Source organism: Agrobacterium sp. CFBP2214 (assembly GCF_030209895.1).
In the GTDB taxonomy this organism is placed as follows: Bacteria; Pseudomonadota; Alphaproteobacteria; order Rhizobiales; family Rhizobiaceae; genus Agrobacterium; species Agrobacterium radiobacter.
In genome coordinates this window covers 529,893-541,941 of the sequence record NZ_JARVRC010000006.1, presented here as the reverse complement: position 1 = coordinate 541,941, position 12,049 = coordinate 529,893, and the positions used below count along the sequence as shown (strand labels likewise).

Here is a 12,049-nt window from a genome sequence, read left to right as displayed (position 1 = left end):
TCATGCGCGGATTGCCTAAACATTACGCCCGCTGCGGGGCGGTCAGGCCGCTGCGAAAGTGCTTATTGTTTGGCCTGTGTGGTATCCGGCGCCACACGATAATCATCGATGCGGCCTGCCGGTGCATCGGCCATCTCGCCGCGCTTGGTCAGCCTTTCGCGCGGCGATTCCACAACGGATACGCGTGTCGGTCCGGCGGTCAAAGGGGCGTCGCCCAGCAGCTTGTCGCCGCCATCGAGATTGGGATCGGTCAGGCTGATCGGCTGGGTGCGTACCTGCCCCGCATCGATGCCAAGTGCGGGCAGGGAGGTGAGCGCCGGCAGATTGCTGCCGTCCAGTTTCACGAGGTCCGGTCCGGCGCTATCAAGGTGCCGGCGCACGAATTTTTCGACGTAAAATGCAAGCTTGCGCTTGCCGGCCTGTGTCATGCCGATGCCATCTGCCTCACGCAGACGGGCCTGCTGGCCGTTCATGTCGTAGCCGGTTATGACAAATTTTCCCGCCTCATCGACGAAACCGTCCCAGACATCCACGAATTCACCGCCATATTTTTCGACATGGCTGCGATAAAGCCGGTTGAAGCCGACGAGATCGGCCGAAAGCGATGGCGACTGGAAGGCCGGAACGCCAACCCAGAGCAGCGGCACCTTCTGGCGTCCGGCAAGGGTCAAAAGTTCGTCGATCCGCCGTTCATATTCCTTGAACCAGGCCTCCGTGCCGAATTTCTCCCTGATATCGCCGATCTGCATCTGCTGGCGATCATTCGATCCCATCATGATGACGATGGTGGCCGGATTGGTCTCGCTGATGAATTGCGGCAGGTTTTTGAACCAGTCGTAATAATCGGTGCGGACGAGGCCGGAAGAGCCGTTGGCACGCACATCGACGGTGATTGCCGGCGAGCTGGCAAAGGCATTGACCAACTCTTCCCCCATGCCGCCGGCGAGAAAATCGCCGATGACCAGAACGCGCCTTGCATTTTCAAGCTTGGCTGCCGGTTCCGGTTTTGCGGTCCGCATCTGCACCACCGAGGGCGCTTTTCTGGCGGGTTGCGGGCGGGTGACCGATCGTTCACGCGGAGCAGAGGGAAAATCCCGGCGGTTGCGGGGCTGGTATTCGCGGCCGGATCCGCCATCGCGGCCCACAGGTTTGCCAAAGAGCATTTCAAACAGGGTGCGCCGTTGCTCCTGTGCGAGGCTTTCGGAAGGAACGAGCGGCAGTGTAAGCGCAGCGGAAAGAAGGACGGCGCAGAAACGCCAGCCGGTTCTTCCGTTTTTCGCCGCAGGTTTCCTACTCATGACATCAACCTTTCCGGATGCATCGACGGCGCCCATGACGCCGCCGAATTCGCCGGCACATTATCAATTGCGCAGGGCTCTCAGCAACCGCTGCGACGGCTGACCGTCGGTTTCCATACCCATGCGCGACTGGATGGCGCTGATGGCGGCTTTCGAACCGGAGCCGAAGTTCCCGTCAACCTCGCCATCATAATAGCCGAGTTCCTTCATGCGGGTCTGGAGTTCGAATTTTTCACGAATATCCAGCGTTCCGTCGGGACGCGGCCATTTCTGTTGCATGCCGCCATAACCGGCAATCTCATCCGCAAGCAGGCCGACAGCCAGCGCATAGCTGTCGGAAGCGTTGTATTTCTTGATGGTGAAGAAGTTTTTCATCACCAGGAAACCGGGGCCGTTTGCGCCACCCTGCAATTTCAGCATGGCGCGATCGGAACCGCGGGTGAAATTCTTGCCGTTCGGACGGGTGAAGCCGAGCTTTGCCCATTCCGCAATGGTCTTCGTCTGCCCTTCATAACGGGCGCCGCCACGCGGAACGGCGGTTTCGTAACCCCAGGTGCGGCCGGGCTCCCAGCCGTTCTTGGAAAGAAGATTGGCAGCGGTTGCCAGCGCGTCCGGAACGGAATGCCAGATATCGCGCTTGCCGTTGCCATCCGCATCCACGGCATAAAGCAGGTAGCTGGTGGGGATGAACTGGGTGTGACCCATCGCGCCCGCCCAGGAACCCGTCAGCTGTTTCGGTGTCACGTCGCCCGCCTGAAGAATCTTCAAAGCGGCGATCAGTTGCGTGCGCGCGAATTTGGCGCGCTTGGGATCGGAGTAGGCGAGCGTTGCCAGCGCCTGCGGAATATTGTGCAGCCGCTCCGGCTTTTCGAGAACCGCGCCGTAATTCGATTCCATCGACCAGATGGCGAGAATGATGTGCTTGTCGACATTGAAGTTACGCTCGATCCAGTTGAGGGTCGTCGCGTGCTTCATCTTCATTTCGCGGCCGATCCGCACCGTGTACGGATTGACGCGGGAATCGAGATAATCCCAGATCTGCGTGGTGAATTCCGGCTGGAAGGTGGCCTTGCGCAGCGCATCCGGGTCCGGCTCGCTGACACCGGAAAAAGCCTTCTGATAGGTCGCCTTGCTAATGCCTTCTTTCGCGGCTGTTGCGTAGAACTGGTTGATCCACTGTCTGAACCCCGCATCTGCGTGAGCAGAAACGGGCGCCAGCGAGATTGCCAAACCTGCAACCATCATGCAGCCGAATTTGCGGACACCTGAAAGGATCATCTTTGTCATCGTCAGTCTTTCGTTCTCTCGAATGTCATTTCGATTGCGAAAACGCATCGGGCGTCGTCATGGATAACAAAAGAACGTCAACAAATTCTTTACCATTAATAGATGGTAGCGTCACCCTTTACAAAACGTTGTTATTTTTGAAATAACAACAGCGTGCGGGGATTGTGATCAAGTTTTATCTCTCAGGAGGGATATGTGGTAGAACAGAAGAAAATTCGGAAGGCTGTATTTCCGGTCGCAGGTCTCGGTACGCGTTTCCTGCCCGCCACCAAGGCGGTTCCGAAAGAAATGCTCACCGTCGTCGACAAGCCTGTCATTCAATACGTCGTTGATGAGGCGGCGGAAGCGGGCATTGAGCATTTTGTATTTGTCACCGGCCGCGGCAAGGCTGTGATTGAAGATTATTTTGATATTCAATTTGAACTCGAACAGATGCTGCGCGAGCGCAACAAGAATGCCGAGCTGACATTGCTGGCCGGCCTTCTGCCCAAGGCGGGCACGGCAAGTTTCACGCGCCAGCAGGTGCCGCTTGGTCTTGGCCATGCGGTCTGGTGCGCACGTGATATCGTCGGCGACGAGCCTTTCGCCGTGCTCTTGCCCGACATGATCATGCATTCGCAGAAAAGCTGCCTTAAGGGCATGGTCGAACTTTACGACCAGACCCAGGGCAATGTCATCGCGGTGCAGGAATGCGCCCCTGATCAGACGCATAAATATGGCATCGTCGGCGTGGGCGACGCCGTCGGCGAAGGTTTCAAGATCACTGAAATGGTCGAAAAGCCTGCCAAGGGTACGGCGCCGTCGAATTTCTACATCAACGGCCGTTATATTCTTCAGCCCGAGATTTTCGACATTCTCGAAAATCAGGAGCGTGGCGCCGGCAATGAAATCCAGCTGACGGACGGCATGCTGTCGCTTGCCAAGTCGCAGCAGTTCGCCGGCTATCATTTCCGTGGCCAGACCTTCGATTGCGGCGCCAAGGATGGTTTCATTCTTGCCAACGTCGCATTCGCGCTCGAGCGTGGCGATATTCGCCCTGCGATCGAAGAGCCGATCAAGGCTCTGATCGACGGTCTGAAATAATCGACCGAGCATATAAGGAAATCCCGGCCTTTGCGCCGGGATTTTCGTTTGTGGCCATTATCGCTTCAGGACAAGTCCTGCGCCGACGCGCAGCTCGCTGCTGTCATAAACCGGCGTCCACTGGTAGCTGACGTCCGCGGTCAGGTCGAGATAGCGGTTGAGACCCCAGGTCAGGCCGGCACCCGCGGTATATTCCACGGCATTTTCTGTGTCGGAAGAGGGGAAGGTGCGGTGCACGATCTGTCCCGTCAGGCGGGCGACAAGGTTGTTGCGCAATTCGTGGGTCAGGCCGGCATCCAGCCGGTAGGAAATCCAGCCACCCTGCGGCCCGCCGGCAAAGTCCTCTATCGTCGTGCGCAGGCCGAGATTGACATTCGTGCCGCGCTGGGGTGACCAGTTGAGTTCGCCATCCAGTGTCAATGCGCCGATCGAGGCGAGGCGATCGTCATCATATTGCTTGCGCAGATAACCGATGGCGGCCTCGCCGCGTGTCTTCTCGCCAAGATCGACTTCCGCGCCGATCTTTGCCCCATAGGCATTGGAGGAACGGGCATAGCCCGAATTGTCGAGACGCCTGTCATATTTGCTCGTCCCAGCGTTCAGTTCGAGGAAGGGGATGAGCGCCGGTGACAATTCATAGCCGATGCGTCCGCGCAGGTTGGCACCGTTCTGGTCGCGGTCGCTGAGGCTGATCGGCCGTCCGTCTATGCCTTTTGCATCCGTATAGACCGTGCGCGAGAGATCGAGCGCCGCCAGGCCGCGCAGCTTGCCGAAATCCCGCTCTATCGACGCGCTCGTGGTGAAGCGGTGTTCGCCGCCCTGTACGGCAGCGCCAGTCAGAGCGTTGGGGTCCGTCGTGTCCTCACGGCTGAATTCGTAACCGGCCTTGAGATTGGCTGTCGTTTCTTCGCCGAGATCAAGGCGCAGATCGGCCTCTATTCTTGCCCGGGGCTCTTCGCCATCCTTGTCGCTGCCGAAGTTTCTCTCCCAGGCACCGTCGCCTGTCACCGTCAAAGCGTGGCGGGACCAGTCGCTGGTGAGCGTGCCGCGTATGCCCGTCGTCAGATAGTTGCGTCTGGAAGGGCCGCCGGTATTCGTTTGTTTTTCCGTATTGATCGTCTGGCTGATCGAAGGCCGCAGCAGGAATGTACCGAGCCGGATGCCGGGCGTCTGTCCGGGCTGGGTCGCTATCCGTGGATTTTCGCCGCCGTCCATCGTCGGCTCATAGGGGTTTTCGGCGTCGGCATAGGGTTGGCCCGCGTCGTCCTGCTGTTCGTAAATCGGGTCACCGGGATTGTTGGACGGACGCCAGAGTTGTGGTGCGGGCGTAGCCGTGGCCTGAACCGTGCCTGTGCTCACCCCTCCATCCGTCGCCAGCGGGGGTGAGGTTCTTCCGTCTCCGGCAGAAGCGGCGCCCGGTAATACGGGCGTGGCCGTCGTTGCAGTCTGCGCGAAAGCACTTCCCTGCGGGCAAAAAATCGTACAGGCGAGCAGCAGGGTTGCTGCTTTCCGCGACGTCGGCAGACGTGTGGCGGTGCCCTTCACATTCATTCCTTTTCACCCGGCGAGTTTGGCCGATGCCGGATCGAAGGCCCGCCAGGGCATCTCCTCGGACCCGATGAGTGACAGGCCGATGAAATGACATGAAGAAACCAGGGACCAGACAGGCGACGCAAGTTTTAACATCGCTTTAACAATAGGTTTTTTATGGTTAACAGTTGATAAAGATCGCCGGGATTTCAGCGTTATGGCGGGCGGCGGAAAAGCAGCGGCATCCATCACCGAAACCGACGGCTCGATTTCGTCCGCTCCGATGACTGGAGAAAAATAGTCATAAATGCAAAAAAATTCTAATATGAGAAGATTAAAACGTTTCAATTTGGCACGGAATCGCCCTATGATCTAACAGGGCTGATCTTCTATTGCTCAGCAAGCCGTATTAAATTTATTTTGTGTGACAGCGTCGTTTCATGAATCCCGTTTTGAACATCAAGCAGGTTGGCTTTTATTGTTGGGATATTACCAATGACCGTTTCTATTTAGATGAAGTATGTGCTGATCTCTTCGGGATTCCACTAAGACAGGCGATGCAGGGCATCAGCATTTTTCAGATGCTCGAAAAAGTGGACCTGGATCATCGAAACCGTGTGATCGAAACGGCGTTGATCACCCTGAAGGCCGCGAGTTTTTATAATCAGGAATATGCCGTGCGCCGTAGCGACGGCTCGGTCTCATGGGTAAGGACGCTCGGGCGATATCTGGTCGATGAGGAAAACATCCCTTTCAAGCGGCTGGGAACGATCGAGGAGATTTCTCCACCGGACCGGCGTCATTAACGACATGCCGTCGTACCGAAACCGCTGAACATTTTCGGGTGGCATCTACTAAAACTCGGTGCTTGCCGGCTGAAGAGTGGACTTATTCCGGCTGAAAGAGTAACAGTCGGCCATGATTACGCGCGCCGTCAAACTGGTCGAAGACAATGCCATCGAATCCGCCGTGCGGACGATTTCGATGGAGCGGGCTGGCCTTGCCGCCCTTGAGGACGCTCTCCAGAACGGTCTTTCCGAGCCCTTCTGCAAGGCGATCGAGACCATCGGCCAGTCGAACGGCCGCCTCATCATCACCGGGGTCGGTAAAAGCGGCCACATAGGCGCGAAGCTTGCGGCCACCTTCGCCTCCACCGGCACGCCTGCCTTTTTTGTGCATGCGGCGGAAGCCAACCATGGCGATCTCGGCATGATCGGCGGCGATGACGTGGTGCTGGCGATCTCCAAAGGCGGCGAAAGCGCGGAATTGCGCAGCATCATCAATTATTCGCGCCGTTTTTCCATTCCGCTGATCGCGCTCACCTGCTCGGAAAATTCATCGCTGGCCCAGGCTTCAGATATTGTGCTGCTGGTTCCCAATGAGCAGGAAGCCTGCCCGCTCGGACTTGCACCGACGACCTCCACATTGATGCAGCTGGCGCTGGGCGATGCCCTTGCCGTTGCGCTTCTCGAGGCGCGCAATTTCACAGCGGGCGATTTCAAGGTGTTTCATCCCGGCGGCAAGCTGGGGGCTAGCCTGACACTGGTCAGCGATATCATGCATACCGGTGATCGCGTGCCGCTGGTCAATAAGGGAACGGCCATGCCGGAAGCGGTTGGTGTTCTCTCGCGCAAGCATTTCGGCTGTGTTGGCATTCTGGATGAGGATGGCCGTCTGTGCGGCATCGTCACCGAGGGTGACATGGCGCGCAACCTGTCGCGCAACCTCGCCGAAATGACGGTCGACGACATCATGACCCGCTCGCCGAAGACCGTCAAAAAATCGGTGCTGGCAACCAGCGCACTGGCGACGCTGGAAAAATTCCACATCGGCGCGCTGATTGTCATTGATGACGACAATCGACCGATCGGGTTGGTGCATTTCCACGATCTCTTGAGGATCGGCGTGGCTTGACGCTACCGCCGATCCTGAAAACCTATCGGTCAATCGGCTCGACTGTCAGCGTGCGTCCGCGCGCAGAAGCGATCCTCACGCGGGTTCCGGCCGGCATGTCTTCGCCGTTTACCGGCCACCATGTATCGTCCAGCCTGATCCGGCCACGCCCTTCGACAATAGGTTCCTGAAGGGTCGCGGTGCGGCCGACAAGGCTTGCCTCCCGCTGATTAAGGAATGGCTCGTCGCTTGCGCCGCGGTTTCGGCCGAAATATTTACGGCCGAGCAGGGCGAAGACGACGGAGAGCGCGGCAAACAGCACCAGTTGCAATTGCCAGGCCCAGATTGCGGCATCCCATAAGAACAGCGAAAAGACGCCGATGACCAGCGCAGCAATGCCGATCCAGATCAGGAAGACGCCGGGCGCGATGAGTTCTGCGGCGAGCAGCACGAAGCCGACGATCCACCAGCTCCAGGGTCCCAGCTCAGTGGCAAGCCGTTGCAACATCGTCACTTCTCCGATGAAGAACCGAAGGGATTACCCGGGATGGTAACATTGATGTTTTGGCCGGAAGACCGGGTCGGCGGCACGGAGCGGGATGACGTGGGGGCGGCGGGCGCGCTCGGTGCATCGCCCTTGTCGCCGAATACCTCCCGCGCAATCGTGCCGATGCCACCGAGGGAGCCGATCAGCGCTGAGGCTTCCATCGGCATCAGCACGATCTTGGAATTCTTGGCCGTGCCGATTTCGGCAAGCGCTTCGGTGTATTTCTGGGCGACGAAATAGTTGATGGCGTGGACGTTGCCGGAGGCAATGGCTTCCGACACCATGCGGGTGGCGTTGGCTTCGGCCTCGGCCAGACGTTCGCGTGCTTCGGCATCGCGGAACGCCGCTTCGCGCTGGCCTTCCGCTTCCAGAATGGCGGATTGCTTGGCGCCTTCCGCGCGAAGGATCTGGGCGTTGCGGGCGCCTTCTGCTTCCAGCACCTGCGCGCGCTTTTCGCGCTCCGCCTTCATCTGCCGCGCCATGGAATCGACGAGGTCCTTCGGCGGCGCGATATCCTTGATTTCGATACGGGTGACCTTGATGCCCCAGGGGCCTACTGCCTCATCGACCACGCGCAGCAGGCGGTCATTGATGGCGTCGCGGTTTGACAGCAGCTCGTCGAGGTCCATCGAGCCCATCACCGAGCGGATATTGGTCATGGTGAGGTTTTCGATCGCCATTTCCAGATTGGCGATCTGGTAAGCCGCCTGTGCGGCGTTCAGCACCTGATAGAAGGTGACGGCATCGGCAGAAACACTCGCATTGTCGCGGGTAATGACTTCCTGCGTCGGTATGTGGAGCACCTGCTCCATCACATTCATTTTCGAGCCGATTTTCTCGAAGAACGGCACGATGAGGTTCAGGCCCGGTTCGAGCGTGCGGGTATAACGCCCGAACCGTTCAACCGTGTAACGATGCCCCTGCGGCACGGTCTTGATGCCGGCAAACAGCACCAGAATAACCAGAACAACCGCCGCTATGACGACGATGTCGAAACCGCCCAATGCAATCATCACTTTCCCTCCAAATCAGAACTATCGGGGATTTATCCCAACAACCTTATGGCAAGATTACACCCAGCCTTGCAACTCCCGTCTTACAACCGTTTCGAGAACATTCATGCCCTCGACGCTGTCGTTGAGACACGGAATATGGGTAAATTTCTCACCGCCATTATGCAGGAATATCTCCCCGGCTTCACCGGCAATTTCTTCCAGTGTTTCAAGACAATCCGAAACGAAGCCGGGATTCATGACGGCGATGCGCTTCACGCCCTCGGAAGCCAGTTTTTCCACTGTTTTGTCGGTATAGGGCTGCAGCCATTCTTCCGGCCCGAAACGCGACTGGAAGGTGATCATGAAGTTCTTTTCGGTCCGCCCCAGCGCTTGCCGCAGCAGGCGGGCGGTTTTCTGGCAATGACAATAATAGGGGTCGCCCTTTTTGAAATAGGATTGCGGAATGCCGTGGAAGGAGGTGATCAACATCTCCGGCTCCCAGTCCAGTGTCGCCAGATGATTTTTGACGGAGGCCGCGAGCGCCTCGATATAGGCGGGATCGTCATGATAGGGCGGCACGGTGCGGATGGCGGGCTGCCAGCGCAGCTTCATCAGATGCTCGAAAGCCTTGTCGTTCACGGTTGCGGTGGTCGATGCGGCATATTGCGGATAAAGCGGGAAAAGCAGGATTTTTTCGCAGCCCTGTTCCTTCAGGGCGTCGATCTTCGAGGCGATTGAGGGCTGGCCGTAGCGCATGCCCCAGTCGACCACGACGTTGGGCAGATCCTTCAACGCTTCCGCCATCAACTCGCCCTGGCTGCGTGTATAGGTGCGCAGGTAGCTTTCATTGCGCTCGTGGTTCCAGATTTCCTCATAGGCCTTGCCGACCTTCTGCGGGCGCTTGTTGAGGACGATGCCATAAAGGATCGGATACCAGTAGAGGCGCGACCACTCGATCACGCGCTTGTCGCTCAGAAACTCCGCCAGATAACGGCGCATCGGCCAATAGTCAGTGCCGTCAGGTGTGCCGAGATTGACGAGCAGGACGCCCACCTTGCCAAAAGTTACACGGGGATGGTTTGTGGGGAGAGGGGATAGTTCTGTCGCCATGAATGATACCCTGAAACTCGGACTGGTTGTATAAGGAGCGGCCCGCCGCAGATAAAGGCCGGAAACGCTCCATCTTCTGTTTATCTGCCCGAACGCAAACCGATGAGGTTTGGCCGGAATGCCCGAGCTATACGCTCTGGCCGTCATTTTGTTCATCGTGTTCTAGACGAAATTCTTCAGGATTGAACCATCGGCGGCGGCAATTTCCGGGGTGAGGGGAGGCGCAGGCTCGCCCTTGGCAAAATTTTATCCGTAGCGCTTTGTTTTTAAATAGAAAATAAGAAGCCGGCCCCGATGTGCCGGGGCCGGCGTTGTGTCTGCGGCAAATTGCCCTGTTCGTTCCCGCCCGGCTTATTGGGCCGGCAGTTCCAGCTCCTCGCCGATTTCAATATGGTTCGGCTGCTTCAGCGTGTTTGCCTTGGCAATTCTGTGCCAGAGAGCGCCGTCGCCATATTTCTCCGCTGCGATCTTCCAGAGCGAATCGCCCTTTTCGACGACGTATTTGCTGACGGCGGCAGCGGCCGCAGCAGGTGCCGGGGATGCTGGCGCGGGTGCAGCGGGTGCGGTGGCCGCGGGTGCTGGAGCAGCAGCCGGGGCAGGCGCGGTTGCGGCTGGTGTCGGTGCCGCAGGCTTTGCCGGAGCGACATAACCGGCAGGCGTCACTTCGCTGATGCGGCCGTCGGTATAGGGCTTATAGGGGCTGTTGGCGGTGATATAAGCCGCAACTGCCTCTTCAAGGTTAGGGCCGAAGTCATAGGCATTGATCGCCTTGGTCGCGAAGACCTTGAAGCCATCACCGCCGGTGCGCACGTAGTTATTGGCTGCGACGATATAGGTCTTGGCGGGGTCAAGAGGCACGAAAGCATCGCCTTCCTTGACGTCGACCGAAACGATGCGGCTACCGGCCGGCTTGGAACGGTCGAAGGAATATTTCATGCCGGAAACCTGCATGAAGCGGCCCGCGACGTCATCGATCTGGCTGACGCCGTTTTCGAGCGCAGCGCGAATATCCTCGCCCTTGAGCTGGAAGGTTGCAACGGTGTTCTGGAACGGCAGAACCGTCAGCACTTCACCCATCGAGACATCGCCGCCATCGATGGAGGAACGCAGGCCGCCGCTGTTTGCAAAAGCGATGGTGACACCCTGATCCTTGACGCGGGCCAGCGTCGCATCGGCCACCAGATTGCCCATGGAGCATTCCTTCACGCGGCAAACCTTGCGGTCGCCTTCGATCGGGCCTTCCGAAGTGCCGACGACCTTGGATTTCAGCGCTTCGATCGGCGCCTTCAGCTCATCAATGCGCTTCAGCGTGGCTTCATCGGGCTTGAAGGAGGAATCGATAAGGATCGGGTCGCCCTTGCTTTCCTTCACGACGCCGCCGTCGTCGAAGACCACTTTGAGGTCGCCGAGATATTTGCTGTACTGGCCGGCCTGCACCACCGGAACCTTGTAGCCGCCGGGATTGTCGACGAGGGTCGGATAAGGGCCTTCGGCCTTCTGGTCGGTGTTGGACAGCAGTGTATGGGTATGGCCGCCAACCACGACGTCGACATCAGGAATTTTGGCGATGAATTCGAGATCGCGCGGATATCCGACATGCGTCAGCGCGATGATCTTGTTGACGCCGTCCTGCTTCAGCTTCTGCACCTGTTCGCTGATTTTTGCGACATCTTCGGCGATGGTGATATTGGGACCGGGCGTTGCCAGTTCCGCCGTATCGTTGGCAACGGCGCCGACGATGCCGATTTTCTGTCCGCCGACTTCGAGCACGATGGACGGCTTGACGCGGTTGCCGATTTTCGAGGCGGCAGTGGCCACCACATTGGCGGTTACGACCGGGAACTGCACCTTGTCGAGGAAGCCGGCAAGGCCGTCTTCGCTATCGTCGAATTCATGATTGCCGACGGTCATGGCGTCGAACTTCATGGCGTTCAGCACTTCCGCTTCCACCGTGCCTTTATAGGTGGTGTAGAACAGCGATCCCTGGAAATTGTCGCCGGCATTCAGCAGCAGGACATTTTTCCCTTCCGCCTTCAGCGCGTCACGGGTCTGGTTGATTGCGGTCAGCAGGCGCGCGGCGCCGCCGAAGCATTCGTTCTTGCCTTCTTCTTCCGCCGAGCAGGTCGAGTCGAATTTGTTGATCGATTCGATACGGGAGTGAAAATCGTTGATGTGAAGAATGTTGAGCTCGTAATCGGCCAGAGCCGCTCCAGCTGAAAGCGTTATTACCGAAACGCTCAGCATGCCCAGTCCCCAAATTTTCTTCATGGTCCCTCTCTCCTGTTCAAAGCGGAAGTCCAGGCCGG

11 protein-coding genes are annotated in these 12,049 nt (G+C 58.2%); 3 read left to right on the top strand and 8 right to left on the bottom strand.

All coding sequences use genetic code 11. The annotated features are described in order from the left end of the window. Positions 1–62: 62 nt before the first annotated feature. Both QRN60_RS18200 and QRN60_RS18195 read right to left on the bottom strand, forming a co-directional pair. Positions 63–1,298 (bottom strand): SGNH/GDSL hydrolase family protein, encoded by a 1,236-nt coding sequence (locus QRN60_RS18200; RefSeq protein WP_129564706.1) that lies wholly within the window; start codon positions 1,296–1,298, stop codon positions 63–65. 63 nt (positions 1,299–1,361) lie between these two features. Continuing rightward, positions 1,362–2,585 carry a lytic murein transglycosylase gene (locus QRN60_RS18195; protein WP_003506115.1) on the bottom strand — a complete coding sequence of 408 codons (1,224 nt, stop codon included), beginning with the start codon at positions 2,583–2,585 and terminating at the stop codon, positions 1,362–1,364. 195 nt (positions 2,586–2,780) lie between these two features. Between QRN60_RS18195 and galU the strand changes: the two genes are divergently transcribed. Further along, complete coding sequence (gene galU, locus QRN60_RS18190) at positions 2,781–3,668, top strand: UTP--glucose-1-phosphate uridylyltransferase GalU (protein WP_003506117.1); 888 nt, start codon at positions 2,781–2,783, stop codon at positions 3,666–3,668. A gap of 57 nt (positions 3,669–3,725) precedes the next feature. Here the strand turns inward: galU and uppP are convergent, their stop codons facing one another. Further along, the gene (uppP, locus tag QRN60_RS18185) at positions 3,726–5,219 is read right to left on the bottom strand and encodes a polysaccharide biosynthesis protein UppP (protein WP_129564707.1); all 1,494 of its coding nucleotides are present in this window, start codon (positions 5,217–5,219) and stop codon (positions 3,726–3,728) included. Positions 5,220–5,225: 6 nt separating this feature from the next. Next, positions 5,226–5,546, bottom strand: a complete 321-nt coding sequence (locus tag QRN60_RS18180; RefSeq protein WP_153315100.1) for a hypothetical protein — start codon at positions 5,544–5,546, stop codon at positions 5,226–5,228. Positions 5,547–5,638: 92 nt separating this feature from the next. On the opposite strand from QRN60_RS18180, the gene QRN60_RS18175 reads away from it, so the two are divergent. Together QRN60_RS18175 and QRN60_RS18170 are read left to right on the top strand one after the other, a co-directional pair. After that, positions 5,639–6,004, top strand: a complete 366-nt coding sequence (locus QRN60_RS18175; RefSeq protein WP_020809342.1) for a PAS domain-containing protein — start codon at positions 5,639–5,641, stop codon at positions 6,002–6,004. A 112-nt stretch (positions 6,005–6,116) separates the two neighbouring features. Then, entirely contained in the window at positions 6,117–7,112 is a 996-nt protein-coding gene (locus QRN60_RS18170; RefSeq protein WP_003506123.1) for a KpsF/GutQ family sugar-phosphate isomerase, read from the top strand. 22 nt (positions 7,113–7,134) lie between these two features. Here the strand turns inward: QRN60_RS18170 and QRN60_RS18165 are convergent, their stop codons facing one another. The 4 genes from QRN60_RS18165 to QRN60_RS18150 form a co-directional block, all read right to left on the bottom strand. Beyond that, positions 7,135–7,599, bottom strand: coding sequence for an NfeD family protein (locus tag QRN60_RS18165; protein ID WP_003506125.1), 465 nt, complete (start codon positions 7,597–7,599; stop codon positions 7,135–7,137). A gap of 2 nt (positions 7,600–7,601) precedes the next feature. Then, positions 7,602–8,651: an SPFH domain-containing protein gene (locus tag QRN60_RS18160; RefSeq protein ID WP_111780728.1), complete on the bottom strand. Its 1,050-nt coding sequence runs from the start codon at positions 8,649–8,651 to the stop codon at positions 7,602–7,604. A gap of 57 nt (positions 8,652–8,708) precedes the next feature. Next, positions 8,709–9,743, bottom strand: coding sequence for a ferrochelatase (gene hemH, locus QRN60_RS18155; RefSeq protein WP_112488851.1), 1,035 nt, complete (start codon positions 9,741–9,743; stop codon positions 8,709–8,711). 351 nt (positions 9,744–10,094) lie between these two features. Then, complete coding sequence (locus QRN60_RS18150; RefSeq protein ID WP_080864736.1) at positions 10,095–12,011, bottom strand: 5'-nucleotidase C-terminal domain-containing protein; 1,917 nt, start codon at positions 12,009–12,011, stop codon at positions 10,095–10,097. Positions 12,012–12,049 lie beyond the last annotated feature (38 nt).